We start from the raw sequence: 25,583 nt of genomic DNA on the forward strand, positions 1-25,583 counted from the left end.
ATCATTATGAATAGCTTGTCGCACGTCGTAGGAAGCTTCCCCTCAAGGGGTGCTCCCTCCCCCCTTCGAGACAAGGTGATTTCCATGGCGGAACAACTATCCACAAGTAAGTGCGATTCACCATTACTCCAGGCATTCGTCGACAACCGCAGCATCCTGGTCAAGATTGCGGCGCGCATCACCGGCTGCCGCTCGCGCGCCGAGGACGTGGTGCAGGATGCCTTCTTCCGGCTCAGCGCCGCCCCGCAGATCACCTCGTCGTTCAAGGCTCAGCTCAGCTACCTGTTCCAGATCGTGCGCAACCTGGCCATCGACCACTACCGCAAGCAGGCGATGGAGCTGAAGTACTCCGGCAGCGAAGAGGAAGGCCTGAACGTGGTCATCCCGAACGCTTCGCCCGAAGCCACGCACATCAACCTGGCGGCGCTCGAACACATCGCCGAGGCACTCAACGAACTGCCCCAGCGCACCCGCTATGCCTTCGAGATGTACCGCCTGCACGGCGTGCCGCAGAAGGACATTGCCAAGGAACTGGGGGTTTCACCGACCCTGGTCAACTTCATGATCCGCGATGCCCTGGTGCATTGCCGCAAGACGGCCAGCCGGCAGGCCTGAGTACTGTTTGGGATTGCCGGGGGCGCTTCGCACCCCTTTCGCGACACAAGGCCGCTCCTACAGGAATCGCGCATTTCTGTAGGAGCGGCCTTGTGTCGCGAAAGGGCCGCAAAGCGGCCCCGGCGATCTCAAACCAGTTTGCAGCGATCGAAGAACCGCTCCCGCCCCAGAATCATCAGCGCCGCGCGCTTGTGCGGGAAGTCGAATTCCTTGTCGCAATGGAAGCACTGATCGTGCATGTAGCCGATCATCTTGCCGTTGTCGGCACGGGGCTCAGCCACCACCCGCTGGGTGCGCGGGTCGTCCAGGAACAGGTAGTGCACCAGCGCCGAAAGCCAGCTGGCGACCTTGTGCGGGCCCCGGTGCGCCTCTTCACCCACCAGCATGTGGATGCCACGGTCGTAATCATCGGCCGGATAGAACGGCGCAATGCGATCCTCCTTGGCCCAGTACGCTTCGAAGTAGGCGAACGGCTGGTCATCGAAGCAGCCGATCAGGGTCAGGGTATGCGGGTCGGCCTCAAGCTTCGTCAGGTATTCGCGGTGCTGCTCCAACGAGCCCGCCTCCTGCCAGAATTTTTCCACCCGCGGGTTGTTCTGCCAGCGGTTGAAGCGCTCGAGGTCCTGGTCGACTTCCAGGGTGCGCAACGACACCCAGGCACCCAGCCGCGCATCGAAGCGGCGATACACCTCGCCACGCGGCTTGGGTGCCCGGCGCGGGTGGCGCTTGCCGTTGCTGAACTGCATCTGCTGCGGGTAGACATCGCCGCTCGAACTACCCAGCCATGGCTGCGGCAACTGCCAGAACAAGGCGCGCTCGCACAAGTAGACGCCGGCGACTTCGCCGGCCACCAGCAAGCCGCTGGCCAAAGCTTGCGCAATACTCGTGGGCAAATGTACAGCCAGGCGCTGGCGAGCCGGATCGCGCGACAACAGCCAATAGCAGGCAGCCCATAACGCCTGCTGTGGGCGCTCCGGACACAGGCTCTGCACATGCACGTGCAGCGGATCACCCGGCTCCAGACGCAGCTGGATCAATGGGCGCCCTTCAAGGGACAGGCTCAACCGGCAGTCATCCTCCTCGGCATCGAGGCTGCGCCAGCGTGGTAGGTACAGGGGCTGCGAAGCGGCATCGAACGGCATGGTCTTGGCTCACGAAATAACGAAAGAAAGGCTCACTTGTCAGGACGTGGCCATGACCGGGGAATTTAGTCGTTCGGCGCGGCGACGGTGATCCGGTAGGGCAGGAAGATGCGCGTCAGTTCGCCGCTGTCGCGCAAACGACGCAGCAATTCGGCGAACTTCTGATCAGTGATCGGAGCACCAGGACGCAGCAACGCATAGTGGTGGTAGACCTGGTCGATGCGCTGCGAGGCGACCAGCTGGTCGAGGCTGTCGGGGTTGCGGGCCAGAAAGTCGCTCAGGTAGGAGCGTGTCACCAGGGCAATATCGGAGCGGCCGGCCTGGACCATCAGCAGGTTGCTGTCGTGGGAATAGGTCAGCGTTGCGTTGTAGGTCTTGCGCAGATAGTTGGGGTCGGAATTGAAGTTGGCAAATGCGTAGTGATAGCCGTTGAACAGCGCCAGACGCTTGCCGCTCAGATTGTCGAAATAATGCTGGTCGCGGCCGTTGGTCTTCCTGGCGACGAACACTTCGGCATCCTCCAGGCCCATGTCCACCGTCTGGTGAGGGATCTGCTGCCAGCCCCATTCGGGGTTCTCGAAGATCGCCATGTCTGTGCGGCCTTGCTGGAAATCACCAAAGCGCCGCTGGATAGAGGTGGGCACTAGGACGAAGTGATAGTCCGGTTGCAAGCGGTTCAAGGCCTCCACCAGCTGGGGCAGCAAGCCGGTATCGGCGCCTTGCTCGGGGCGCACGGTATAAGGCGGGAAATGCGCAGCGCCGATCTTCACCTCAATGGCATCGTCGGCCCACGCCGGCGCCGCCAGCCAAGCCGCAGCCAGCATCATCAAGGTGGAGAGCAACTTCAGGCCGGACGCTGGAGTCAAAACGGACGCTCATTACGGTTCATACCTAGGTTGCGCTTAAGCTAGGCGTTTTCCCGACGAGGCACAACTGCCGGTTATGCCAAAGTGAGGGCATTTTGCCAGGGGATGCCGTGTGGCCAGACATTGGCTACGCTGCTTTGGCATGTATGGCGAGGGAGCCTGGTATGGGCCACTGGTTGGTGATCGACCTGGAAGCCACCACCGATGACGGTGGCTGGCCGGTCACAGAGATGGAAATCATTGAAATCGGCGCCAGCCTGGTGACCCGCGAAGGCCGCGAAGTGGACCACTTCCAGCGCTTCGTGCGGCCCCGGCGTCGGCCGCAGCTGACACCGTTCTGCCGCGAGCTTACGCACATCAGCCAGGCCAGTGTCGACAGCGCCGCAGCATTCCCGGAGGTGTGGGAGCGTTTCGAGCGCTGGCTGGGGCACCACCGCGAGCAGTTGCAGGCCTGGGTCAGCTGGGGCGACTACGACCGCCAACAGCTGTTGCAGGAATGGCGCCAGCATGAGGTCGACAGCCTGCTGCGCGAGCTGCCGCACATCAACCTCAAGCAGCGCTTCGCCAAGGCTCGCCACCTGCAGCGCCCGGCCGGGCTCAATGGGGCGCTGCAACTGGCGGGCATGCACTTTTGCGGGCAGCAGCACCGGGCCCTGGAGGATGCCCGCAACACCGCACGCCTGCTGCCCTTGAGCCTGCCTGCGAACGGCACCTGAAAGCAGATGACGGGGCGAATGGGCTTGGGCATACTGGCCAGCCCTTTTTCACCCCCATTGTTCAGGAGTCGCCCATGTTCAAGGTCAACGAGTACTTCAACGGCACCGTCAAGTCGATCGCCTTCGCAGGCGAAGAAGGCCCTGCCACTGTGGGCGTGATGGCCCCGGGCGAATACGAGTTCGGCACCGCCAAGCGCGAGATCATGCATGTGGTGTCCGGCGCCCTGACCGTGAAACTGCCGGGTAGCGACAACTGGGAAACCTTCAACGCTGGCGACAAGTTCAACGTGCCGGCCGACAGCAAGTTCCAGCTGCAGGTGAAGGTAGATACCGCTTACCTGTGCGAGTACCGCGACTAATCTGCCCAAGCAGGGTGAGAGTGTTCAGGGTCAATCGGCCCTGCCGGCTTCAACCCCTGCTAACTATCTTCAGGTAAATCAGTTAAGCAATTTGGGGCTGCCTAGCGGCCCCAATGTGCCTTTACTGACTGGAATCACCCTTCAGGATGCCTTACATTCAAGCGCCAGCAAAAGCCTCACCAGCAAGACTCAGCGCCTCGGCCTGCGATTCCAACTGTTGATAAAATACCGCAACTCAACAAACCGACCGTGTGCGCCTGGACAAGCTGCACGTTTGCACATCCACTCGGGTTTCATGTTGGACTGGCAGGCACAGGGTATTCACGACGCAAAGAGCAGTTATATCGGTAATCACGAGAATATCTCTCTTCTGCTAAAAACTCTGCCTCATTGCACCTGGAGTACAATACCGACACCGAGCATCAAACCCTGCCCCACTTTACATTAGCGGAATCAACACCGCTCATCACCTTGGCGCATTTATCACTTATATTACGCGTTTTCGTCCTGAAACATCTGCAAGCCTGACGACCTAACCTCGACTAACAGGAACAGGGCTGTTTACAACGCAGCGAGCAGTTTTGTCGGTAATTACACGGCGATCTTTATCTATAAACATATTTTTCGTGATTGCATCAGGTGGATTGTACCGGCGCCGAACATTAAAGCCTCCACCCCATTGCGCGTTGGCGTAATCAACACCCCGCAGGACCTTGGCATACTTATTATCCGTATCTTCTCCTTTATAAACGGGCGCAGGTGGACCCTGTGGATTCAGGACAGGAGAGGTGTGGTAATAATCAGGATCATACCAGTCACTCACCCATTCAAATCCATTATCAGACATTGCATACAGCCCTAAAGGGTTGGGTGGAAAACGATCAACCGGGAGTGATGTCAAACTTTGAACTTTCCATCCCATAGCCTTGGAAAACTCCTCTCGATCCCTGATCGTAGAAATATTAATACCTCGTGGACCGCCACTCCCATCGCGATTGTAGAACTCATCAGTTACCTTATAAGTACCATCATCCGTGGCGACGGCAATAAATTGCCCTCTGCTCCGAGCGGCGTATTCCCACTGGGCTTCAGTGGGCAGTGAGAATGGAAGACCACTGACCACGCCAAGCCAATTGCAGTATTTTTCAGCCTCGTACCAGTCGATATGTGCAGGCAACTGCGGATGACTGCGCATGCGCTTGGAGTTTGTATACTCTGCAATTTTATCCTCCACACCATCAAAAGGCAGCTGATTTGCCAGCAGGTAAAAATCATACTCCTCATTCGTCACCTTGAACTTCGACATGGAAAAACTACTAAGCTTTACCTCATGAAGCGGCTTACTGTTCACATCAGCATCATATTGAATTTTTTCCAAACCATACTCAGCACCGAAATCCCCCATCAGGTATTTGCCACCTTCAACGTACACCAGCCGCTCGACTACCTTCTCAACAAAAGCCTCAACCCTTTCAGGATCCACTTGCGGAGCACTAGCTACATTGCTGCTGACTTCCTGGCCGCACCCACCAATAGCTGAAGCGACCAAAACTAGACTAATATTCAGATACGCCCTCATACTTCCCCCCACCTAAAATCAAATTCACCGCAACCAGGGCCAAAACTACAGCGCTCAGGGAAGTTGGGGTTATCACCGTAATTCAGCCTGTAGTATTCGGTGTTATTCATAGTAAGCGCATACCCCCAACTGCTTCCCAACCTTATAACCTTTCGAATGGCGTATAATTCGTCCTTCGCCCTGCGAAGATCATCATCGCGATCGAACCCAATTTGCAGGAACTCTATCAAGCTCTGTTCTTGCCGTTTTTCTACAATTGCCTCATCTCCCTCGCCGGCTTGGCTACCACCATCAACTGTTACGCGGCACAGCACCTTTCGCCACTCGACAAGGGTTTGAATACTTCTCAAAACCCAAACCACCGCTTCTTTTCGCTGCTGAAAGAAATCAGGCACGAGATTCTCCCCCATATTATTCGGGTCCTGATAATCCAGCTTGCCATGCCTAGTCAGCAGATAAATCAAGATACCTTTAGATTCCGGAGTATAGGTAAGCAACTCAAAGCGACGAGAAATAGTATTTTTTGCCAACATATTTCTCCGACGAGATGCGGCAATCTGGCCTTTAGCACTTCCAGCAAATTCAATCAACGCATGTGATAAATCACCAGCCACCTTCGACAAGTCTTTACCAAACTGCGTATAGCGCGCGTAAAGTTCAAAACCCACACCAATGAGCCCAACCACACATGCCCTGCTATAGATAGCAAACGCGTCTTTATCGACAACAGAAAAGAACCCATAATCCAATCGATGAAGCTGATACACCAACCACGCCCCAAACTCCGCAATCGAATTAGTACCCACCTCAAAAATAAGCCCGCCCTTGGCCCCGTAGCCCCAACACAGGCTGGCAGCAACATGAAAGCAAAACTTGCCGTTAATGAACGTGCAGTGAAATTTTCCACTCGCGCCAACGCCTGCCAATCCGCCTATGTTCGGCGCAATCGTGCAAAAGTCCGTGAACTCGCCACTGGACATCAGCATGCCCGCGGTCCAGTACTCCGGGTCGATCGGCCCCGCCGGTTTCAACCACTGCAAGCTGCCTTTCAGGCTGCCCTCTGCCCGAACCCCTGCAAATGCCTGACCGGTAAGCTTCAGTCCCTCGTCTTCGGCGTCCATCTGCTGGTGAAACACAGCTGCTTTGGTGCGCCGCGTTTCGAAGCGCGGCAGCCGCCCACCCGGTTGGCCGGCCAGCATCTGTTTGTCGCCTTTGACCACGACCTGCAACTGGCCTTCCAGCACTACCGAGCCGCCGATGAAGCCGGTCAGCTCCGGTTCGATCAACAGGCGCATCCGGCCCATGTCGAAGGTTTGGCCATCACCGTGGGCATAGGCCAGCGACCAGCCCAGGCGATCCGGTACGTAGGCCTGAGTGCCAACCGTTGCCGAGGCAATGGAGAAGCTGGCCTTGGCACCGACATTGACCGCTGCCTGGCCCTTGGCGGGGTCGAAATCGGCACTGGCGCCCACATTGGAAACCAGGCGCATGAACTGGGCACCGGCCGAAAAATCGATATTCTCGCTACCAAGCACCGCGCCGCTGGTCGTTGCACTTTCGTTCCAGCTTTCCGCCCAGTCGAACAGCGTGCGGTCGTTTTGCAAGTCCTCCGGGTTGAAGTCAGTACCGGCCCACTTCAGCACGTCGGCCAGCTCGAGCTTCAGCTTTGGCCACTCCAGGTTCTGCAACTGTTGCCGTAACAGCTGCGTGTCAATGCGGGTATTGCCGCGTTTGTCCTTGCGGATAAAACTTTGCTGGCCGGTTTTCTTGTCCTTGGCCTTGAGCGACTTGCTGCTCAGCTTTCCTCCCTGTTTGTTTTCGTCGTAATAACTCTTTTTGACATAGGCATAGCGAATGGGCTTCTTGCCCCGCTTGCCCTTGCTGTTCTGGCCTATGATCGGCAGCAGTTCGACCACATCCTCGTAGGCCATGCCGCTTTGCGAGAATGTGCCCAGCTTCTCGTGTATCGCCTTGCGGTGTTCATCCACATTGTCTTCGGCAGCGGCAATTGCGATTTCGTGTTGGTCCCGCGCCAGCGCCGAAAGGCCTTTCAGCGAACCGGCCATGTAGGCCTCAAGCACTTCCTGATACCTGGCTTGCGCCTCGTGGAAGTTGCTGATGCTGGCCTGCATGCCACGCCAGTGCGTTTCAAACCTGCCGGCCTCCATGCCGGCAAGGAATACCAGCTCTTCGGTGTCGGGGCGGAAGTAGCACTGCGCGGCTTTCTGGTAGGCAACCACTACAGTGCCCTCTCTACTGGTCACCCCTTCTGCGTGCGGTGCTTCTGCCTGGCTATCGTTGGTGGACTCCATGTTCACTCCATCCTCAGTTTGAGAGCCTGTGAATCAAGCTCGTAACGAGTAGCCCTCGCTACCATCTTCTGCCAACAGGCGGGGGCTGGTAGATGCAGTACTGCTTGCCACACCCGAGCAGGGCCAGGTGTGGTTCCAGGGTGGTTTCATCGCAGGAAGCGGATAGACGCATGAGCCCAGTTATCACCCCATACGAAGTCCGCAGAGGCATCACCATGGATGTGTTGGCTATGGTTGAAGATCAAGCGTATGGTTTCAGACATAACGACCCCTGAACGGAAACTGCATTTCCCAACTCATCTGCGACAACTTGGCGCCGAAAGGAGAAGAATTTCCGTTTACATTGGCCTGTAATTTGTTGATAGTCCATGCGAGGCAGGCGATTAGGAAGGTTCCCACATAGCAGGGTAGTTTTTCCTACAAGTAAGCCCGGATTTGATTAGATTAGGCGGCGATCAATGTACGAAATCCCACCGCTATTTTTGTAAAAAAGCCACAACCCGCTCCGCCGCCGCCTGCAAGTGCTGCTCATGGCTGAACCCCGAAGCCTTCAGCGGCTTCAGGTCATGATCCGCCGCCACCAGCCAGCTCACCTCGATCGCCGGTGACAGCGCATACTCCTCCACTGCCTGCCGATTGCCCAGCGCATCGCGCTCGCCCTGCACGATCAACGTGCGTGTCTTCAGCTCGGCCAGGTGCTCGACCCGGGGCTTCTCCGGCTTGCCCACCGCATAGAACGGATACCCCAGGCACACCAGCGCATCCGCTTCCAGTTCGTCGGCCAGCAGACTGGCCATGCGCCCCCCCATCGACTTGCCGCCAATGGCCAACCTGCCCGCGACCAAAGGTCGCACCTGCCGGTACACCTCGCGCCAGCATTCCAGCAGCACCTTCTGCGGATTGGGCGGCCGTTTGCCGCCGCCGTTGCGCCGCTCGGCCATGTAGGGGAACTCGAAGCGAACCACCCCGACCCCAAGCGCCGCCAGCCTTTGCGCCATCTCAGTCATGAACTCGCTGTCCATCGGCGCACCTGCGCCATGGGCCAGGATCAGGCACGCGGACGCACGCCCTTCCCCCCCGTTTCGCGGAGGATCGCAGCGCAAGCCTGGGACATTTCCGACTTGCGCCCATTGATCCCCGTCAATACCGGCACTTTGCCCATTACTCATGCTTGCCTCGCTGTAAAGCCTGCCAATAACCGTGGATGGGAACCCATACATGAACACAACCAGCAGTACCGCCTATAACTACAAGGTGGTCCGCCAATTCGCCATCATGACGGTGGTGTGGGGAATAGTCGGGATGGGGCTCGGCGTCTTCATCGCCGCCCAGCTCGCCTGGCCTTCCCTAAACTTCGACCTCCCCTGGACCAGCTTCGGCCGCCTGCGACCGCTGCATACCAATGCGGTGATCTTTGCCTTCGGCGGCTGCGCGCTGTTCGCCACCTCCTATTATTCGGTGCAACGCACCTGCCAGACCACCCTGTTCGCGCCAAAACTGGCGGCGTTCAGCTTCTGGGGCTGGCAGCTGGTGATCCTGCTGGCGGCCATCACCCTGCCGCTGGGCTACACCAGCTCCAAGGAGTACGCCGAGCTGGAATGGCCGATCGACATCCTCATCACCGTCGTCTGGGTCAGCTACGCCATCGTGTTTTTCGGCACGCTGATGAAACGCACCACCAAGCACATCTACGTCGGCAACTGGTTCTTCGGCGCCTTCATCCTCACCGTGGCACTGCTGCACATCGTCAACAACCTGGAACTACCGGTCAGCCTGACCAAGTCGTACTCGGTCTACGCCGGTGCCACCGACGCCATGGTGCAATGGTGGTACGGCCACAACGCGGTAGGCTTCTTCCTCACCGCCGGCTTCCTCGGGATGATGTACTACTACGTGCCCAAGCAGGCCGAGCGCCCGGTGTATTCCTATCGCCTGTCGATCGTTCACTTCTGGGCACTGATCACCCTGTACATCTGGGCAGGTCCCCACCACCTGCACTACACCGCCCTGCCGGACTGGGCGCAGTCGCTGGGCATGGTGATGTCGCTGATCCTCCTGGCGCCGAGCTGGGGCGGCATGATCAACGGCATGATGACCCTGTCGGGGGCCTGGCACAAACTGCGCAGCGACCCGATCCTGCGTTTCCTGGTGGTGTCGCTGGCGTTCTACGGCATGTCCACCTTCGAAGGCCCGATGATGGCCATCAAGACGGTCAACGCCTTGTCCCACTACACCGACTGGACCATCGGCCACGTGCACGCCGGCGCTCTCGGCTGGGTGGCGATGATTTCGATCGGCGCGCTGTACCACACCATCCCGAAAGTGTTCGGCAAGCAGCAGATGCACAGCCTGGGCCTGATCAACGCGCACTTCTGGCTGGCGACCATCGGCACCGTGCTGTACATCGCCTCGATGTGGGTCAACGGCATCGCCCAAGGCCTGATGTGGCGCGCAGTCAACAGCGACGGCACGCTCACCTACTCGTTCGTGGAAACCCTGGTGGCCAGCCACCCAGGCTTCATCGTGCGCTTCGTCGGCGGCGCGATCTTCCTCAGCGGCATGTTCCTGATGGCCTGGAACACCTGGCGCACCGTGCGTTCGCCGGCGCTCGACGCCGCCCCTGCGAATGCCCAGCTGGCTTGAGGAGACCTGACTGATGAAACATGAAGTCATCGAGAAAAACGTAGGCCTCCTGGCCTTGCTGATGGTGTTTGCCGTGAGCATCGGCGGCCTGACCCAGATCGTCCCGCTGTTCTTCCAGGACGTGACCAACAAGCCGGTCGAAGGCATGAAGCCCTACACCGCACTGCAACTGGAAGGCCGCGACATCTACATCCGTGAAGGCTGCGTGGGCTGCCACTCGCAGATGATCCGCCCGTTCCGCGCCGAAACCGAACGCTACGGCCACTACTCGGTCGCTGGCGAAAGCGTGTGGGACCACCCGTTCCTGTGGGGCTCCAAGCGCACCGGCCCGGACCTGGCCCGCGTCGGTGGCCGCTACTCCGATGACTGGCACCGCGCGCACCTGTACAACCCGCGCAACGTGGTGCCGGAATCGAAGATGCCGTCCTACCCGTGGCTGGTCGCCGAAAAGGTCGACAACAGCCATACCGACACCAAGATGCGCACCCTGCGCACCCTGGGCGTGCCGTATACCGACGAGGACATTGCCGGCGCCCGTGACGCGGTCAAGGGCAAGACCGAGATGGACGCGCTGGTCGCCTACCTGCAGGTGCTTGGCACCGCCATCAAGAACAAGAGGTAAACCACCATGGAAATGGACATCGGCATGATCCGTGGCCTGGGCACCCTGGTGGTGATGATCGCCTTCATCGGCCTCTCACTGTGGGTGTTCAACCGTCGCCGCGACCATGATTTCGCCGAAGCGCGCCTGCTGCCCTTCGTCGACGACCGCCTGCCCCCCGCCGGGCAGGAACCTGCTGCCATGACTGCGGCTGTGAGGAGCAAAGCGCAATGACCACCTTCTGGAGTACCTACATCAGCGTACTGACCATTGGTAGCCTGATCGGCCTGGCGTGGCTGTTGCTGTCGACCCGCAAGGGCCAGAGCAACAGCACCACCGACCAGACCATGGGGCATAGCTTCGACGGCATCGAGGAGTACGACAACCCGCTGCCCAAGTGGTGGTTCTGGCTGTTCGTCGGCACCTTGGTGTTCGGTGCCGGTTACCTGGTGCTGTACCCGGGCCTGGGCAACTGGAAAGGCATCCTGCCGGGCTACGAGAATGGCTGGACCGGTGCCAACGAGTGGCAGAAGGAGATGGAAAAGGCCGACGCCAAGTTCGGCCCGATCTTCGCCAAGTACGCGGCCATGCCGGTCGAGGAAGTTGCCAAGGACCCACAGGCGCTGAAAATGGGCAGCCGCCTGTTCGCCTCCAACTGCTCGGTGTGCCACGGCTCGGATGCCAAGGGCGCCTACGGCTTCCCCAACCTGACCGACAACGACTGGCGCTGGGGCGGCGAGCCGGAGACCATCAAGGCTTCGATCATGAATGGCCGCCATGGCGTGATGCCGGCGTGGGCCGAGGTGATCGGCGAACAGGGTGTGGCGGATGTCGCCGCCTTCGTGCTGACCAACCTCGACGGCCGCAGCCTCCCGGAAGGGGTCAAGGCCGACCCGGTCAAGGGCAAGGAAATCTTCGCAGGCAACTGCGTGGCCTGCCACGGGCCTGAAGGCAAAGGCACCCCAGCCATGGGCGCGCCGAACCTGACCCATCCGCAGGCGTTCATCTATGGATCGAGCTTTGCCCAGTTGCAGCAGACCATTCGCTATGGGCGCCAGGGGCAGATGCCGGCCCAGGCGGAGATCCAGGGCAATGACAAGGTGCATTTGCTGGCAGCCTATGTGTACAGCCTGTCGCAGAATCAAGCTTCGCCAGACCTGACAGCCAAGTAACACCCCTTCGCGGGCTCGCCCGCTCCCACAGGTTCTGCGCCACATTTGAAGGCAGCGCCGTACCTGTGGGAGCGGGCGAGCCCGCGAAGGGGCTGCACAGCAGCCCCTCTCCCCGCTCCACCCCTCCCTTGCACCCCCTCCGAACAGAACTAAGCTTGTTGCCACAGCGGCTTCGCTCCGAAAGGTCCGAAGCAGACGCGGCGCACAGCCTGATGCCGCCCGCAGAAAAAGCTTGACCAATCGATCAGAAAAAGGTGAAAAACGGTACACATTACAAATATTTATTTGTGTACAATCGTCCCGACCCTATCGCCGCGGGACACCGGCGAAAGGGCATGGACACGGGTCGGCGCACGGATCCTTGCGTTGCATAACCCACGCGGTTATCGATACTGGCGCCGATTTTTTCGACCAACAAGAACACCAAAACCGTGGAACCTTAGCATGAGCACAGCAATCAGTCCGACTGCTTATAACTATAAGGTCGTCCGCCAGTTCGCCATCATGACGGTGGTCTGGGGGATCCTTGGCATGGGCCTGGGCGTCTTCATCGCCTCGCAGCTGGTGTGGCCACAACTGAACCTGGACCTGCCCTGGACCAGCTTCGGCCGCCTGCGCCCGCTGCACACCAACCTGGTCATCTTCGCCTTCGGTGGCTGTGCGCTGTTCGGCACCAGTTACTACGTGGTGCAGCGGACCTGCCAGACCCGGCTGATCTCCGACAGCATGGCCGCCTTCACCTTCTGGGGTTGGCAGGCGGTGATCGTCGGCGCGCTGATCACCCTGCCGATGGGCTTCACCACCACCAAGGAATACGCCGAGCTCGAATGGCCGCTGGCGATCCTCCTGGCCATCGTCTGGGTCACCTACGGGCTGGTGTTCTTCGGCACCATCGTCAAGCGCAAGACCAAGCACATCTATGTCGGCAACTGGTTCTACGGCGCCTTCATCGTGGTCACCGCGATGCTGCACATCGTCAACCATATCTCGCTGCCGGTGAGCCTGTTCAAGTCGTACTCGGCCTATGCCGGTGCCACCGACGCGATGATCCAGTGGTGGTACGGCCACAACGCGGTGGGCTTCTTCCTCACCACCGGCTTCCTCGGGATGATGTACTACTTCGTGCCCAAGCAGGCTGAACGGCCGATCTACTCCTATCGCCTGTCGATCGTCCACTTCTGGGCACTGATCACACTGTACATCTGGGCGGGCCCGCACCACCTGCACTACACCGCGCTGCCGGACTGGGCGCAATCGCTGGGCATGGTGATGTCGATCATCCTGCTGGCACCGAGCTGGGGCGGCATGATCAACGGCATGATGACCCTGTCGGGCGCCTGGCACAAACTGCGCACCGACCCGATCCTGCGCTTTTTGGTGGTGTCGCTGGCGTTCTACGGCATGTCCACCTTCGAAGGCCCGATGATGGCCATCAAGACCGTCAACTCGCTGTCGCACTACACCGACTGGACCATCGGCCACGTGCATGCCGGTGCGCTCGGCTGGGTGGCGATGATCTCGATCGGCGCGGTCTACCACATGATCCCGAAACTCTACGGCCGCGAGCAGATGCACAGCGTCGGCCTGATCAACGCGCACTTCTGGCTGGCGACCATCGGTACCGTGCTGTACATCGCCTCGATGTGGGTCAACGGCATCACCCAGGGCCTGATGTGGCGCGCCATCAACGATGACGGCACGCTCACCTACTCGTTCGTCGAAGCCCTGCAGGCCAGCCACCCTGGCTATATCGTCCGTGCCCTGGGCGGTGCGTTCTTCGCCACCGGCATGCTGCTGATGGCCTACAACGTGTTGCGTACCGTACGTGCCGCCAACCCGGTACAGGCCGAGGAAGCCGCCAAGATCGTCGTCGTGGGAGCGCACTGATGAAGCATGAAGCCGTCGAGAAGAACATAGGCCTGCTGGCCTTCTTCATGGTCATCGCCGTGAGCGTCGGTGGCCTGACCCAGATCGTCCCGCTGTTTTTCCAGGACGTCACCAACAAGCCGGTCGAAGGCATGAAGCCGCGCACCGCGCTGGAAGTCGAAGGCCGCGACATCTACATCCGTGAAGGCTGCGTTGGCTGCCACTCGCAGATGATCCGCCCGTTCCGCGCCGAAACCGAACGCTATGGCCACTACTCGGTCGCTGGCGAAAGCGTCTGGGACCACCCGTTCCTGTGGGGTTCCAAGCGCACCGGCCCGGACCTGGCCCGCGTCGGTGGCCGCTACTCCGATGACTGGCACCGCGCGCACCTGTACAACCCGCGCAACGTGGTGCCGGAATCGAAGATGCCGGCCTACCCGTGGCTGGTCGAGAACAAGCTCGATGGCAAGGACACCGCGAAGAAGCTGGAAGTGCTGCGTACCTTGGGCACGCCCTACAGCGACGCCGACATCGCCGGCGCCCGCGACGCGGTCAAGGGCAAGACCGAAATGGACGCATTGGTCGCGTACCTGCAGGGTCTTGGCACCATCATCAAAAGCAAACGGTGACGCTGATGGATATCGGGATGATTCGCGGCCTGGGCACCGTCGTGGTGATGGTGGCCTTCGTGGGCCTGGCGCTGTGGGTGTTCAACCCACGGCGCAAGAAGGACTTCGACGAAGCGACCCAGCTGCCCTTCGCGGATGATCCCGAGGCCAGCAAGCACGTCGAGCAAGCAAAAGCTTCTGGGAGCAAACAACAATGACAACCTTCTGGAGTCTGTACGTTACCGTCCTGACCCTGGGCACCATCTTCTCGCTGACCTGGCTGCTGCTGTCGACCCGCAAGGGCCAGCGCGAAGAGGTCACCGACGAAACCGTCGGGCATGCCTTCGATGGCATCGAGGAGTACGACAACCCGCTGCCGAAATGGTGGTTCTGGCTGTTCGTCGGCACCATCGTCTTCGCCCTCGGCTACCTGGTGCTGTACCCGGGCCTGGGCAACTGGAAAGGCATCCTGCCGGGCTATTCGTACCTGGACAACGACAAGCAGACCGAATTCTCCAACGGCCAGCCGGGGTGGACCGGCGTGCACGAGTGGGAAAAGGAAATGGCCAAGGCCAACGCACGCTTCGGGCCGATCTTCGCCAAGTTCGCGGCGATGCCGATCGAAGAGGTCGCCAAGGACCCGCAAGCGCTGAAGATGGGCGCACGCCTGTTCGCCTCGAACTGCTCGGTGTGCCACGGCTCCGATGCCAAGGGCGCCTATGGCTTCCCCAACCTGACCGACAACGACTGGCGCTGGGGCGGCGAGCCGGAAACCATCAAGACCACCATCATGGGCGGCCGCCACGGCGTGATGCCAGCCTGGGGTGACGTGCTGGGCGAACAGGGCGTTGCCGATGTCGCCGCGTTCGTCACCAGCAAGCTCGATGGCCGCAGCCTTCCGGAAGGCGCCAAGGCCGATGCCGACAACGGCCAGAAGCTGTTCGCCGCCAACTGCGTGGCCTGCCACGGGCCTGAGGGCAAGGGCACCCCGGCCATGGGCGCGCCGAACCTGACCCACCCGCAGGCGTTCATCTACGGTTCGAGCTTTGCCCAGCTGCAGCAGACCATTCGCTATGGCCGCCAGGGGCAGATGCCGGCCCAGGAACAGCTGCAGGGCAATGACAAGGTGCACTTGCTGGCAGCTTATGTGTACAGCCTGTCGCACCAGCCGGAGGCGGCCCAGCAGGCCGAGTAAGGCAGGCCAGGCCCTTTCGCGGGCTTGCCCGCTCCCACAGGTACAGCACAAGCCTGCAGCTGCGTGCGATCCCTGTGGGAGCGGGCAAGCCCGCGAAGAGGCCGGCAAAAGCAGCACAAGATGACCTGGATCAATTGACACCCGCCCTATCACGATTCATACCACGAACCCAACGCGACTAAAGGTCGCAGCGCGATCCCATACCGCCACCAGCGGCGTATCATGGATCGCATAGCGCTAGCAGCATGCGCGAGACCGCGGCCGGCACGCACTGGCCGCGGCGTTTCTCCACTGCCGTGGGACTTGATGATGAGCAAGCAAATTCCGGTACATGACGTCACCCCGCCTGCCAACAAAGGGAAGGATTCCGTCGACCTCTACGCCTCTCGCGAAAAAATCTATACCCGCGCCTTCACCGGCATCTTCCGCAGGCTGCGGATGGTCGGCGGGGCCGTGCTGTTCCTGCTCTATTTCGGCACCGTGTGGTTGAACTGGGGTGGTCACCAGGCCGTGTGGTGGAACCTGCCGGAACGCAAGTTCTACATCTTCGGCGCCACCATCTGGCCCCAGGACTTCATCCTGCTGTCAGGCATTCTCATCGTCGCCGCCTTCGGCCTGTTCTTCATCACTGTATTCGCCGGCCGCGTGTGGTGCGGCTACACCTGCCCGCAAAGCGTGTGGACGTGGATCTTCATGTGGTGCGAAAAAGTCACCGAGGGTGACCGCAACCAGCGCATGAAGCTCGACCGCTCGCCCATGAGCGGCAACAAGTTCCTGCGCAAGTTCGCCAAGCACAGCCTGTGGCTGCTGATCGGCTTCGTCACCGGCATGACCTTCGTCGGCTACTTCTCGCCGATCCGCGAACTGCTCACCGAATTCTTCACCGGCGAAGCCGATGGCTGGGCCTACTTCTGGGTCGGCTTCTTCACCCTGGCCACCTACGGCAACGCCGGCTGGCTGCGCGAGCAGGTGTGCGTGTACATGTGCCCCTACGCGCGCTTCCAGAGCGTGATGTTCGACAAGGACACCCTGATCGTCTCCTACGACCCGCGCCGTGGCGAAACCCGCGGCCCGCGCAAGAAAGGCATCGACTACAAGGCCAAGGGCCTGGGCGACTGCATCGACTGCACCCTGTGCGTGCAGGTCTGCCCCACCGGCATCGACATCCGCGACGGCCTGCAGATCGAATGCATCGGCTGCGCAGCGTGCATCGATGCCTGCGACAGCATCATGGACAAGATGAACTACCCCAAAGGCCTGATCAGCTACACCACCGAGCACAACCTCTCGGGCCAGAAGACCCACATGCTGCGCCCTCGCCTGATCGGCTATGCCGTGGTGCTGCTGGTGATGATCATTGCTCTGGGCACGGCCTTCGCCACCCGTTCGCTGGTCGGTTTCGACGTCAGCAAGGACCGCGTGCTGTACCGCGAGAACGGCCAAGGCCGGATCGAGAACGTATACAGCCTCAAGGTCATGAACAAGGACCAGCGCGACCACGTCTACGTGCTGGACGCCACCGGCCTGCCTGACCTGCGCCTGGAAGGCCAGCGCGAGATCCGCGTGGCCGCCGGCGATATCGTCAGCCTGCCGGTACAGCTGTCGATTGCGCCCGAAAAGCTGCCATCCACCACCAACGAAATCACCTTCATCCTCCACAGCGCCGACGACAGTGCTGCCAAGGTTGAAGCCAAGAGCCGCTTCATCGGCCCACAGATCCGCTGACAGAGAGAACACTGACAATGCCTGCCGCCACCGCCGCCAGCCCTTGGTACAAGCACCTCTGGCCCTGGATCATCATCGGCATCCTGACCACCTCGGTGTGCCTGAGCCTGACCATGGTCAGCATCGCCGTACGCAACCCGGACAACCTGGTCAACGACAACTACTACGAAGCGGGCAAAGGCATCAACCGTTCGCTGGACCGCGAGCTGCTGGCCCAGACCCTCAACCTCAAGGCCAGCGTGCACCTGGATGAGCTGACCGGCGAGGTGGAGGTGCGCCTGAGTGGCAACAGCGACCCGCAAAGCCTGGAGCTCAACCTGATTTCGCCGACCCAGCCGGACAAGGACCGCAAGGTGCTGCTCAGCAAGGTAGCGAGCGGGCGTTACGTAGGGCAGCTGGAAGATAAGGTCGACGGGCGGCGGTTCGTCGAATTGCTGGGCAGCCAGGATGAGCATGTATGGCGGTTGTTCGAGGAAGAGAAGGTCGAGCATGGCGTGACCTTGCAGCTAGGCGATGAAGCGCTCCAGGGAGCCGAACACCAGCAATAGCCACATCATCATTCCCTGGGGGAGCGGGCTTGCCCGCGAATGCGCCAGACCTGAAAACATCATTGCCTGATCAACCGCATTCGCGGGCAAGCCCGCTCCCACAGGGTATATCATCTGCCCCACCAGCCGTGTTCGCCTTATGACCCAACCCACCCCCTGCTACCACTGCGCCCTGCCCGTCCCCGCCGGCAGCCGCTTCACCGCCGTGGTCCTCGGCGAGCCCCGGCAGTTCTGCTGCCCCGGCTGTCAGGCGGTGGCCGAGTCGATCGTCGCCAGCGGCCTTGCACACTATTACCAACACCGCAGCGACAGCAGCGCCAACCCCGAGGCACTGCCGAAGCAACTGCAAGATGAGCTGGCCCTGTACGACCGCAGCGATGTGCAGCAGCATTTCGTCCGCCATACGGGCGACCTGGCCGAGGCGACCTTGCTGGTCGAAGGCATCAGTTGCGCCGCCTGTGGCTGGCTGATCGAAAAGCACCTGCGCAATCTGCCCGGCGTCGCCGAAGCCCGCCTGAACCTGTCCAACCACCGCCTGCTGCTCAACTGGGACGACCACCAGCTGCCGCTGTCGCGGCTGCTCGCCGAACTGCGCCAGATCGGCTACGCCGCCCACCCGTACCAGCCCGACCAGGCCGCCGAACAGCTTGCCATGGACAACCGCAGCGCCCTGCGCCGGCTGGGCGTGGCCGGCCTGCTGTGGTTCCAGGCGATGATGGCAACCATGGCCACCTGGCCGGAGTTCAACATCGACCTGTCGCCGGAAATGCACACCATCCTGCGCTGGGTTGCACTGTTCCTCACCATTCCCATCGTGTTCTATAGCTGCGCGCCATTCTTCAAAGGCGCCGCGCGCGACCTGCGCACCCGCCACCTGACCATGGACGTGTCGGTGTCGCTGGCTATCGGCCTGGCCTTCGGCGCGGGTATCTGGACGGCCGTGACCGGCAGCGGCGAGTTGTATTTCGATACCGTCGGCATGTTCGCACTGTTCCTGCTTACCGGCCGCTACCTCGAGCGCCGCGCCCGCGAGCGCACGGCTGCAGCCACCGCGCAGCTGGTCAACCTGCTACCGGCCTCGTGCCTGCGCCTGGACAGCTGCGGGCAGGCCGAACGCATCCTGCTCGGCGAACTGCAGCGTGGCGACACCGTGCAGGTGTTGCCCGGCGCAGTGATCCCGGCCGATGGGCGCATCGTCGCCGGCCGCTCAAGCGTCGACGAATCGCTGCTGACCGGCGAGTACCTGCCGCAACCACGGCGCGTCGGCGAGCGCGTCACCGGCGGCACGCTGAACGTCGAGAGCACACTGAACGTTGAGGTCGAAGCGCTAGGCCATGACTCGCGGCTGTCGGCCATCGTCCGCCTGCTTGAGCGTGCACAGACGGAAAAGCCACGGCTGGCGGAAATTGCCGACCGCGCCTCGCAGTATTTCCTGCTGTTCTCGCTGCTGGCCGCTGCAGCCATCGGCCTGTGGTGGTGGTACCTGGACCCGGGGCGGGCCTTCTGGATCGTCCTGGCCATGCTGGTGGCGACCTGCCCGTGCGCGCTCTCGCTGGCCACCCCGACCGCGCTTACTGCCGCCACCGGAACGCTGCACAAGCTCGGCCTGTTGGTAACCCGTGGCCATGTACTCGAGGGCCTGAACCAGATCGACACGGTGATTTTCGACAAGACTGGCACCCTGACCGAGGGCCGCCTGACCCTGCGCAGTATCCGCCCATTGGCAACGCTGCCGGCCGACCGTTGCCTGGCCCTTGCCGCCGCGCTCGAAAACCGCTCCGAGCACCCGATTGCGCGCGCCTTCGGCCGCACCGCCGCCGCCGCCGATGATGTGCAGACAGTTGCCGGGCTCGGCCTTGAAGGCCGGGTCGACGGCCAACCGTTGCGCATCGGCCAGGCCACGTTCGTCTGCGCCTTGAGCGGCGCCGAGATCCCCAGCGTGCCGGAACCGCGTGGCCAATGGCTGCTACTGGGCGACCGCCAAGGGCCACTCGCCTGGTTCGGCCTCGATGATCGCCTGCGCGAGGACGCCCCCGCCCTGCTCGCTGCCTGCCAGGCGAGAGGCTGGCGTACCCTGCTGCTGTCCGGTGACAGCTCGCCGATGGTTGCCGAGGTGGCCGCCCAATTGGGCATCGACCAGGCTATCGGTGGCCTGCGCCCGGATGACAAGCTCGATCGGCTCAAGGCACTGCAGGCCTCCGGGCGCAAGGTGCTGATGCTCGGTGACGGGGTCAACGACGTGCCGGTGCTGGCGGCTGCCGACATCAGCATCGCCATGGGCAGCGCCACGGACCTTGCCAAGACCTGCGCCGATGCGGTGCTGCTGTCCAACCGCCTGCAGGCACTGGTGCAGGCCTTCGACCTGGCCCGCCGTACCCGCCGCAACATCCTCGAGAACCTGCTCTGGGCAACCCTGTATAATGGCCTGATGTTGCCGTTCGCGGCGCTTGGCTGGATCACCCCGGTCTGGGCGGCCATCGGCATGTCGGTCAGTTCGCTGATCGTGGTGCTCAATGCCCTGCGCCTGACCCGCCTGCCGGCGGTGGCAGGCCTGGCGGCGAACGACACAGCCGCTTACGGAAGGAAGTCGCCATGCCCGCCCTCTATGTGATGATCCCTGCTGCCCTGCTGTTGGTTGGCGTGGCCGTCTACATCTTCTTCTGGGCGGTGGACAGCGGCCAGTACGACGACCTCGAAAGCCCGGCCCACAGCATCCTGTTCGATGAACAGGACCCGCGCCACCAGGCGGCCGTCAAACCCGAAGAAAGCGCAACGCCAGACGACAAGGAAACACCACCCCGTGCCTGACCTGCTTCCCCTGCTCGGCTCGGCACTGGTGCTCGGCCTGCTCGGCGGCGGGCACTGCCTGGGCATGTGCGGCGGCCTGATGGGCGCACTGACCCTGGCCATTCCCCCCGAGCAACGCGGCCGGCGCCTGCGCCTGCTGATGGCCTACAACCTGGGGCGTATCCTCAGCTATGCCTGCGCCGGCCTGCTGCTCGGCCTGGCTGGCTGGGCACTGGCCAGCAGCCCGGCGGCCATGGCCTTGCGCGTGGTGGCAGCGCTGCTGCTGATCGCCATGGGGCTGTACCTGGCCGGCTGGTGGAGCGGCCTGACCCGTATCGAAGCACTGGGCCGTGGGCTGTGGCGGCACATCCAGCCAGCTGCTTCGCGCCTGATGCCGGTCTCCAGCGTGCCCCGTGCACTGCTGTTGGGGGCACTGTGGGGCTGGTTGCCGTGCGGCCTGGTCTACAGCACCTTGCTGTGGGCGGCCAGCCAGGGCAACGCCGGCTACAGCGCAGCGTTGATGCTGGCATTCGGGCTGGGCACATGGCCCATCTTGCTCGCCACCGGCTTGGCGGCGGAGCGGGTAAACGCCGTGTTGAGACGGCGTAGTGTGCGCGTGGTCGGTGGTGTATTGGTGGTGCTGTTTGGTATCTGGACCTTGCCCGGCCCGCACCAGCATTTGCTCATGGGCCACTGATGGACGCTTGATACAAATCAACACACATTCCTACAGACAGCCATAGACTCCGGACACTGCTGCATCATCCGGGGACTCCCACATGCTCGCCGACCTAAGCTGGGATGCCGACCTGATCCGCCGCTACGATCTCGCCGGCCCACGCTACACCTCCTACCCGACCGCCGTGCAACTGCACAGCGAGGTAGGTTCGTTCGACCTGCTCCACGCCCTGCGCGAGAGCCGCCGGGCCGTGCGCCCGCTGTCGCTGTACGTACACGTGCCGTTCTGCGCCAACATCTGCTATTACTGCGCCTGCAACAAGGTCATTACCAAGGACCGCGGCCGCGCTGCGCCTTACCTGCAACGCCTGGAGCAGGAGATCCAGCTGATCGCCTGCCACCTGGCCCCTAAACAGCGTGTTGAGCAGCTGCATTTCGGCGGCGGCACGCCGACCTTCCTCAGCCACGTCGAACTGCGCCAGCTGATGGCCACCCTGCGCCAGCACTTCAACCTGCTGGATGACGACTCCGGCGACTATGGCATCGAGATCGACCCGCGCGAAGCCGACTGGTCGACCATGGGCCTGCTCCGCGAACTGGGCTTCAACCGTGTCAGCCTTGGCGTGCAGGACCTCGACCCGGCCGTTCAGCGTGCGGTCAACCGCCTGCAGAGCCTGGAGCAGACCCGCACCCTGATCGAGGCCGCCCGCACCCTGCAGTTTCGCTCGGTCAACCTCGACCTGATCTACGGCTTGCCGAAACAAACCGTGGAAGGCTTCGCCCGCACCGTCGACGAGGTGATCCGCCTGCAACCCGACCGTCTTTCGGTGTTCAACTACGCCCACCTGCCCGAGCGCTTCATGCCGCAGCGGCGCATCGACGGCAACGACCTGCCGGCACCGTCAGTCAAACTCGAGATGCTGCGCAACACCATCGAACAGCTGACAGCCGCCGGCTACCGCTACATCGGCATGGACCACTTCGCCCTGCCCGACGACGAACTGGCGATTGCCCAGGAAGAAGGCACCCTGCAGCGCAACTTCCAGGGTTACACCACCCACGGTCATTGTGACCTGATCGGCCTGGGCGTTTCGGCGATCAGCCAGATTGGCGACCTTTACTGCCAGAACAGCAGCGACCTCAATACCTACCAGGACACCCTGTCCAATGCCCAGCTGGCGACCCAGCGCGGGTTGGTCTGCAACCACGACGACCGCCTGCGGCGGGCCGTGATCCAGCAGCTGATCTGCCATTTCGAACTGGACTTCGCACCGATCGAGGAAGCCTTTACCATCGATTTTCGCGGCTATTTCGACGACCTCTGGCCAGAACTGCAGGCTCTACAGCGCGATGGCCTGATCAGCCTGGACGACAAGGGCATCCGTATCCTTCCGGCCGGGCGCCTGCTGGCGCGCTCGGTGTGCATGGTGTTCGATGCCTACCTGGCGATGCACAACCGCCAGCGCTTCTCACGGGTAATCTGATCACGGAGTCAATCGACCACATGGACAAGCCCTCCAGGGCAGGCACACTATGGGCTGACAAGGACTCCCGGCAGTTTTCCGCCGGGGTTTCGCCAGTTCGCTTCAAAGTAGCGCAGGCTGGCCTACACCCTCGGTCGTGAGTTACCCTTACGACTTATGTGTGTTTTCCCACAAGGATCGATTCAAATGTCCGAGCCAGTCAAACTGCGCGCCCACAACCAGGCCCACTGCAAGGACTGCAGCCTGGCCCCCCTGTGCCTGCCTCTTTCGCTCAACCTCGAAGACATGGATGCACTGGATGAGATCGTCAAACGCGGACGCCCGCTGAAAAAAGGCGAGTTTCTGTTCCGCCAGGGTGACAATTTCGGCTCGGTTTATGCCGTACGCTCCGGCGCCCTCAAGACCTTCAGCCTGAGCGACAGCGGTGAAGAACAGATCACCGGTTTCCACCTGCCCAGCGAGCTGGTCGGCCTGTCCGGCATGGACACCGAGGCCTACCCGGTGTCGGCCCAGGCCCAGGAAACCACCTCGGTTTGCGAGATCCCCTTCGAGCGCCTCGATGAGCTCTCCGTTCAACTGCCGCAGCTGCGTCGCCAGCTGATGCGGGTGATGAGCCGTGAAATTCGCGACGACCAGCAGATGATGCTGTTGTTGTCGAAGAAGACCGCCGACGAACGCATCGCAACGTTCCTGGTCAACCTGTCCGCACGCTTCCGCGCCCGCGGGTACTCGGCCAACCAGTTCCGCCTGAGCATGTCGCGCAACGAAATCGGCAACTACCTCGGCCTGGCGGTGGAAACCGTGTCGCGGGTATTCACCCGCTTCCAGCAGAACGGCCTGATTCGCGCCGAAGGCAAGGAAGTGCACATCCTCGACCCGATCCAGCTGTGCGCGCTGGCCGGCGGTGCAATGGAGGCCTGAGACCAGCGTTTAGCGGGTATACTTGGGCATTCGTTTTCCCAGGATACCCGCAACAATGCACAGCGACGCCTTCGACCTCAAAGCCCTGATCCGCCCGGTAGTGGACTTCCCCAAGCCCGGCGTGATCTTTCGCGACATCACCCCGCTGTTCCAGTCGCCGCGCGGGCTGCGTTACGTGGCCGACCAGTTCATCGAGCGTTATGTCGAGGCTGAGTTCAGCCACATCGGCGCCATGGATGCACGCGGCTTCCTGATCGGCTCGATCATCGCCCACCAACTGAACAAGCCGCTGATCCTGTTCCGCAAACAGGGCAAGCTGCCGGCTGACGTATTGAGCGAGGGCTACCAGACCGAGTACGGCGAAGCCTTCCTGGAAGTGCATGCCGACAGCCTGTGCGAAGGCGATTCGGTATTGATCTTCGATGACTTGATTGCCACCGGCGGCACCCTGCTGGCTGCCGCCAACCTGGTGCGCCGCACCGGGGCGCAGGTGTTCGAGGCGGCGGCGATCATCGACCTGCCAGAGCTGGAGGGCTCGCGCCGGCTGCAGGCGGCCGGGGTGCCGACCTTCTGCCTGACCGAGTTTTCCCTGAGCGAATACTGAGGTTCTGATTTGGGGGCTGCGTCGCAGCCCCGCGAAATTACAGCGAAATCGGCTTGCGCCCGGCAAAGGCATGGGCCAGGGTGCCACCGTCTACCAGCTCCAGCTCCCCGCCCAGCGGCACACCATGAGCAATCCGTGACGCCACCAGCCCCTTCTCGTTCAGCAACTGGGCAATGTAATGCGCCGTCGCCTCACCTTCCACGGTCGGGTTGGTCGCCAGGATCACCTCGGTAAAGCTGCCCTGCTCTTCGATCCGCGCCATCAGCTGCGGCACTCCGATCGCCTCAGGCCCCAGGCCATCGAGCGGCGACAAATGCCCCTTGAGCACGAAGTAACGCCCGCGATAGCCGGTCTGCTCCACCGCATAGACATCCATCGGCCCCTCCACCACGCACAGCTGCGTGTCGTCACGGCGCGGGTCACTGCACTGCGGGCACAGCTCCTGCTCGGTCAGGGTGCGGCACTGGCGGCAATGCCCTACCCCTTCCATGGCCTGGCTCAACGCCTGGGCCAGGCGCAGGCCGCCGCTGCGGTCACGCTCGAGCAGCTGCAGGGCCATGCGCTGGGCGGTTTTCTGGCCGACGCCCGGGAGGGTGCGCAGGGCATCGATCAGTTGGCGGATCAGGGGGCTGAAGCTCATGGGAAATGCCTGATAAATCAATGAGAGGCGGTTTATACCCAGCGCAGGCATGGGGCGTCAAATCAGTAGACCCTTTGAGCGGGCCATTTGCACGGGCAAAAAAAAGCCGCCGCGGTTACCCAGCGGCGGCTCTGTGCAACGCGATGCCTTAGAATGGCATCTTGAAGCCCGGCGGCAGTTGCATGCCAGCGGTCATGCTGCCCATCTTGTCCTGGCTGTTCTGCTCGATCTTGCGCACGGCGTCGTTCAGCGCTGCGGCGATCAGGTCTTCCAGGACTTCCTTGTCGTCCTCGTCGGTCGACATCAGGCTCTGGTCGATGCTGACACGCTTGACGTCATGACGGCCGGTCATCACCACGCTCACCAGACCACCACCGGACTGGCCGGTGACTTCGGCGTTGGCCAGCTCTTCCTGCATCTTCTGCATCTTTTCCTGCATCTGCTGGGCCTGCTTCATCAGGCCGGCCATGCCACCTTTCATCATGGGGTATACCTCGATTGGGTCATGTGATGCGGCCCGGC

General features: G+C 61.7%; 26 protein-coding genes. 19 read left to right on the forward strand and 7 right to left on the reverse strand.

The genetic code is table 11. The features are described 5' to 3' along the window. Nucleotides 1-84: 84 nt before the first annotated feature. Complete coding sequence (locus APH33_RS05020; RefSeq protein ID WP_054884092.1) at nucleotides 85-615, forward strand: RNA polymerase factor sigma-70; 531 nt, start codon at nucleotides 85-87, stop codon at nucleotides 613-615. A gap of 128 nt (nucleotides 616-743) precedes the next feature. Here the strand turns inward: APH33_RS05020 and APH33_RS05025 are convergent, their stop codons facing one another. Further along, entirely contained in the window at nucleotides 744-1,757 is a 1,014-nt protein-coding gene (locus APH33_RS05025) for a GNAT family N-acetyltransferase (protein ID WP_054884093.1), read from the reverse strand. Nucleotides 1,758-1,822: 65 nt separating this feature from the next. Continuing rightward, nucleotides 1,823-2,623, reverse strand: coding sequence for an ABC transporter substrate-binding protein (locus APH33_RS05030; RefSeq protein ID WP_054884094.1), 801 nt, complete (start codon nucleotides 2,621-2,623; stop codon nucleotides 1,823-1,825). A gap of 164 nt (nucleotides 2,624-2,787) precedes the next feature. Here APH33_RS05030 and APH33_RS05035 point away from each other — a divergent pair, with 164 nt between their 5' ends. Both APH33_RS05035 and APH33_RS05040 read left to right on the forward strand, forming a co-directional pair. Further along, nucleotides 2,788-3,339 carry an exonuclease domain-containing protein gene (locus APH33_RS05035; RefSeq protein ID WP_054884095.1) on the forward strand — a complete coding sequence of 184 codons (552 nt, stop codon included), beginning with the start codon at nucleotides 2,788-2,790 and terminating at the stop codon, nucleotides 3,337-3,339. 74 nt (nucleotides 3,340-3,413) lie between these two features. Beyond that, complete coding sequence (locus tag APH33_RS05040) at nucleotides 3,414-3,698, forward strand: pyrimidine/purine nucleoside phosphorylase (protein WP_054884096.1); 285 nt, start codon at nucleotides 3,414-3,416, stop codon at nucleotides 3,696-3,698. A gap of 532 nt (nucleotides 3,699-4,230) precedes the next feature. Here APH33_RS05040 and APH33_RS26350 read toward each other — a convergent pair. The 3 genes from APH33_RS26350 to APH33_RS05055 all read right to left on the reverse strand — a co-directional run bounded on the left by APH33_RS26350 (nucleotide 4,231) and on the right by APH33_RS05055 (nucleotide 8,758). Then, nucleotides 4,231-5,277, reverse strand: a complete 1,047-nt coding sequence (locus APH33_RS26350; RefSeq protein WP_082433454.1) for an SUMF1/EgtB/PvdO family nonheme iron enzyme — start codon at nucleotides 5,275-5,277, stop codon at nucleotides 4,231-4,233. Beyond that, complete coding sequence (locus APH33_RS05050) at nucleotides 5,274-7,589, reverse strand: hypothetical protein (RefSeq protein WP_054884098.1); 2,316 nt, start codon at nucleotides 7,587-7,589, stop codon at nucleotides 5,274-5,276. Before APH33_RS05050 ends, APH33_RS26350 begins: the two co-directional genes overlap by 4 nt. 476 nt (nucleotides 7,590-8,065) lie before the next feature. After that, on the reverse strand, nucleotides 8,066-8,758 hold the full coding sequence (locus APH33_RS05055; protein WP_054884099.1) for an alpha/beta family hydrolase: 693 nt from the start codon (nucleotides 8,756-8,758) through the stop codon (nucleotides 8,066-8,068). Between the two features lie 49 nt (nucleotides 8,759-8,807). Here APH33_RS05055 and ccoN (APH33_RS05060) point away from each other — a divergent pair, with 49 nt between their 5' ends. The 16 genes from ccoN (APH33_RS05060) (at nucleotide 8,808) to APH33_RS05135 (ending at nucleotide 24,421) form a co-directional block, all read left to right on the forward strand. Next, nucleotides 8,808-10,232, forward strand: a complete 1,425-nt coding sequence (gene ccoN / locus APH33_RS05060; protein WP_054884100.1) for a cytochrome-c oxidase, cbb3-type subunit I — start codon at nucleotides 8,808-8,810, stop codon at nucleotides 10,230-10,232. Nucleotides 10,233-10,245: 13 nt separating this feature from the next. After that, nucleotides 10,246-10,854, forward strand: coding sequence for a cytochrome-c oxidase, cbb3-type subunit II (gene ccoO, locus APH33_RS05065; protein ID WP_054884101.1), 609 nt, complete (start codon nucleotides 10,246-10,248; stop codon nucleotides 10,852-10,854). A 6-nt stretch (nucleotides 10,855-10,860) separates the two neighbouring features. Continuing rightward, a complete protein-coding gene (locus tag APH33_RS05070) occupies nucleotides 10,861-11,067 on the forward strand; it encodes a CcoQ/FixQ family Cbb3-type cytochrome c oxidase assembly chaperone (protein WP_054884102.1) in 207 nt (68 codons plus the stop codon). Next, nucleotides 11,064-12,005, forward strand: a complete 942-nt coding sequence (gene ccoP / locus APH33_RS05075) for a cytochrome-c oxidase, cbb3-type subunit III (protein ID WP_054884103.1) — start codon at nucleotides 11,064-11,066, stop codon at nucleotides 12,003-12,005. The genes APH33_RS05070 and ccoP (APH33_RS05075) overlap by 4 nt, the downstream gene beginning before the upstream one ends. Before the next feature lie 444 nt (nucleotides 12,006-12,449). Further along, on the forward strand, nucleotides 12,450-13,892 hold the full coding sequence (gene ccoN, locus APH33_RS05080) for a cytochrome-c oxidase, cbb3-type subunit I (protein ID WP_054884104.1): 1,443 nt from the start codon (nucleotides 12,450-12,452) through the stop codon (nucleotides 13,890-13,892). Next, a complete protein-coding gene (gene ccoO, locus APH33_RS05085) occupies nucleotides 13,892-14,500 on the forward strand; it encodes a cytochrome-c oxidase, cbb3-type subunit II (protein WP_054884105.1) in 609 nt (202 codons plus the stop codon). The genes ccoN (APH33_RS05080) and ccoO (APH33_RS05085) overlap by 1 nt, the downstream gene beginning before the upstream one ends. 5 nt (nucleotides 14,501-14,505) lie before the next feature. Next, nucleotides 14,506-14,697, forward strand: coding sequence for a CcoQ/FixQ family Cbb3-type cytochrome c oxidase assembly chaperone (locus APH33_RS05090; RefSeq protein WP_051101055.1), 192 nt, complete (start codon nucleotides 14,506-14,508; stop codon nucleotides 14,695-14,697). Further along, nucleotides 14,694-15,674 (forward strand): cytochrome-c oxidase, cbb3-type subunit III, encoded by a 981-nt coding sequence (gene ccoP / locus APH33_RS05095; protein ID WP_054884106.1) that lies wholly within the window; start codon nucleotides 14,694-14,696, stop codon nucleotides 15,672-15,674. The genes APH33_RS05090 and ccoP (APH33_RS05095) overlap by 4 nt, the downstream gene beginning before the upstream one ends. A 309-nt stretch (nucleotides 15,675-15,983) precedes the next feature. After that, nucleotides 15,984-17,399, forward strand: coding sequence for a cytochrome c oxidase accessory protein CcoG (ccoG, locus tag APH33_RS05100; RefSeq protein ID WP_054884107.1), 1,416 nt, complete (start codon nucleotides 15,984-15,986; stop codon nucleotides 17,397-17,399). 17 nt (nucleotides 17,400-17,416) lie between these two features. Beyond that, on the forward strand, nucleotides 17,417-17,947 hold the full coding sequence (locus APH33_RS05105; RefSeq protein ID WP_054884108.1) for a FixH family protein: 531 nt from the start codon (nucleotides 17,417-17,419) through the stop codon (nucleotides 17,945-17,947). Nucleotides 17,948-18,086: 139 nt separating this feature from the next. Next, entirely contained in the window at nucleotides 18,087-20,558 is a 2,472-nt protein-coding gene (locus APH33_RS05110; protein ID WP_054884109.1) for a heavy metal translocating P-type ATPase, read from the forward strand. Further along, the gene (gene ccoS / locus APH33_RS05115) at nucleotides 20,540-20,755 is read left to right on the forward strand and encodes a cbb3-type cytochrome oxidase assembly protein CcoS (protein ID WP_054884110.1); all 216 of its coding nucleotides are present in this window, start codon (nucleotides 20,540-20,542) and stop codon (nucleotides 20,753-20,755) included. The genes APH33_RS05110 and ccoS overlap by 19 nt, the downstream gene beginning before the upstream one ends. Next, the gene (locus tag APH33_RS05120) at nucleotides 20,748-21,431 is read left to right on the forward strand and encodes a sulfite exporter TauE/SafE family protein (protein WP_054884111.1); all 684 of its coding nucleotides are present in this window, start codon (nucleotides 20,748-20,750) and stop codon (nucleotides 21,429-21,431) included. The genes ccoS and APH33_RS05120 overlap by 8 nt, the downstream gene beginning before the upstream one ends. An 82-nt stretch (nucleotides 21,432-21,513) precedes the next feature. After that, nucleotides 21,514-22,896, forward strand: a complete 1,383-nt coding sequence (gene hemN, locus APH33_RS05125) for an oxygen-independent coproporphyrinogen III oxidase (protein WP_054884112.1) — start codon at nucleotides 21,514-21,516, stop codon at nucleotides 22,894-22,896. Nucleotides 22,897-23,082: 186 nt separating this feature from the next. Continuing rightward, entirely contained in the window at nucleotides 23,083-23,817 is a 735-nt protein-coding gene (gene fnrA, locus APH33_RS05130; protein ID WP_054884113.1) for a Crp/Fnr family transcriptional regulator FnrA, read from the forward strand. A 55-nt stretch (nucleotides 23,818-23,872) separates the two neighbouring features. Next, nucleotides 23,873-24,421 carry an adenine phosphoribosyltransferase gene (locus tag APH33_RS05135; RefSeq protein WP_054573138.1) on the forward strand — a complete coding sequence of 183 codons (549 nt, stop codon included), beginning with the start codon at nucleotides 23,873-23,875 and terminating at the stop codon, nucleotides 24,419-24,421. A gap of 37 nt (nucleotides 24,422-24,458) precedes the next feature. On the opposite strand, the gene recR is transcribed toward APH33_RS05135, so the two are convergent. Beyond that, nucleotides 24,459-25,061, reverse strand: coding sequence for a recombination mediator RecR (recR, locus tag APH33_RS05140; protein ID WP_054884114.1), 603 nt, complete (start codon nucleotides 25,059-25,061; stop codon nucleotides 24,459-24,461). Between the two features lie 148 nt (nucleotides 25,062-25,209). Next, on the reverse strand, nucleotides 25,210-25,545 hold the full coding sequence (locus APH33_RS05145) for a YbaB/EbfC family nucleoid-associated protein (RefSeq protein ID WP_028692865.1): 336 nt from the start codon (nucleotides 25,543-25,545) through the stop codon (nucleotides 25,210-25,212). Nucleotides 25,546-25,583: the final 38 nt, after the last annotated feature.

The sequence above is a fragment of the Pseudomonas sp. NBRC 111130 genome, from assembly GCF_001320485.1.
Taxonomy (GTDB): Bacteria; Pseudomonadota; Gammaproteobacteria; order Pseudomonadales; family Pseudomonadaceae; genus Aquipseudomonas; species Aquipseudomonas vlassakiae.

Excerpts from the sequence above, each read along its gene's own strand:
- hemN (WP_054884112.1), top strand. The coding sequence starts at position 21,514 with ATGCTCGCCGACCTAAGCTGGGATGCCGACCTGATCCGCCGCTACGAT.
- fnrA (WP_054884113.1), top strand. The coding sequence starts at position 23,083 with ATGTCCGAGCCAGTCAAACTGCGCGCCCACAACCAGGCCCACTGCAAG.
- ccoN (WP_054884104.1), top strand. The coding sequence starts at position 12,450 with ATGAGCACAGCAATCAGTCCGACTGCTTATAACTATAAGGTCGTCCGC.
- ccoO (WP_054884105.1), top strand. The coding sequence starts at position 13,892 with ATGAAGCATGAAGCCGTCGAGAAGAACATAGGCCTGCTGGCCTTCTTC.
- APH33_RS05070 (WP_054884102.1), top strand. The coding sequence starts at position 10,861 with ATGGAAATGGACATCGGCATGATCCGTGGCCTGGGCACCCTGGTGGTG.
- APH33_RS05145 (WP_028692865.1), bottom strand. The coding sequence starts at position 25,545 with ATGATGAAAGGTGGCATGGCCGGCCTGATGAAGCAGGCCCAGCAGATG.
- recR (WP_054884114.1), bottom strand. The coding sequence starts at position 25,061 with ATGAGCTTCAGCCCCCTGATCCGCCAACTGATCGATGCCCTGCGCACC.
- APH33_RS05020 (WP_054884092.1), top strand. The coding sequence starts at position 85 with ATGGCGGAACAACTATCCACAAGTAAGTGCGATTCACCATTACTCCAG.
- ccoP (WP_054884106.1), top strand. The coding sequence starts at position 14,694 with ATGACAACCTTCTGGAGTCTGTACGTTACCGTCCTGACCCTGGGCACC.
- APH33_RS05035 (WP_054884095.1), top strand. The coding sequence starts at position 2,788 with ATGGGCCACTGGTTGGTGATCGACCTGGAAGCCACCACCGATGACGGT.
- APH33_RS26350 (WP_082433454.1), bottom strand. The coding sequence starts at position 5,277 with ATGAGGGCGTATCTGAATATTAGTCTAGTTTTGGTCGCTTCAGCTATT.
- APH33_RS05105 (WP_054884108.1), top strand. The coding sequence starts at position 17,417 with ATGCCTGCCGCCACCGCCGCCAGCCCTTGGTACAAGCACCTCTGGCCC.
- APH33_RS05110 (WP_054884109.1), top strand. The coding sequence starts at position 18,087 with ATGACCCAACCCACCCCCTGCTACCACTGCGCCCTGCCCGTCCCCGCC.
- ccoO (WP_054884101.1), top strand. The coding sequence starts at position 10,246 with ATGAAACATGAAGTCATCGAGAAAAACGTAGGCCTCCTGGCCTTGCTG.
- APH33_RS05055 (WP_054884099.1), bottom strand. The coding sequence starts at position 8,758 with ATGAGTAATGGGCAAAGTGCCGGTATTGACGGGGATCAATGGGCGCAA.
- APH33_RS05135 (WP_054573138.1), top strand. The coding sequence starts at position 23,873 with ATGCACAGCGACGCCTTCGACCTCAAAGCCCTGATCCGCCCGGTAGTG.
- ccoS (WP_054884110.1), top strand. The coding sequence starts at position 20,540 with ATGCCCGCCCTCTATGTGATGATCCCTGCTGCCCTGCTGTTGGTTGGC.
- ccoP (WP_054884103.1), top strand. The coding sequence starts at position 11,064 with ATGACCACCTTCTGGAGTACCTACATCAGCGTACTGACCATTGGTAGC.
- APH33_RS05025 (WP_054884093.1), bottom strand. The coding sequence starts at position 1,757 with ATGCCGTTCGATGCCGCTTCGCAGCCCCTGTACCTACCACGCTGGCGC.
- APH33_RS05050 (WP_054884098.1), bottom strand. The coding sequence starts at position 7,589 with ATGGAGTCCACCAACGATAGCCAGGCAGAAGCACCGCACGCAGAAGGG.
- ccoG (WP_054884107.1), top strand. The coding sequence starts at position 15,984 with ATGAGCAAGCAAATTCCGGTACATGACGTCACCCCGCCTGCCAACAAA.
- APH33_RS05040 (WP_054884096.1), top strand. The coding sequence starts at position 3,414 with ATGTTCAAGGTCAACGAGTACTTCAACGGCACCGTCAAGTCGATCGCC.
- ccoN (WP_054884100.1), top strand. The coding sequence starts at position 8,808 with ATGAACACAACCAGCAGTACCGCCTATAACTACAAGGTGGTCCGCCAA.
- APH33_RS05090 (WP_051101055.1), top strand. The coding sequence starts at position 14,506 with ATGGATATCGGGATGATTCGCGGCCTGGGCACCGTCGTGGTGATGGTG.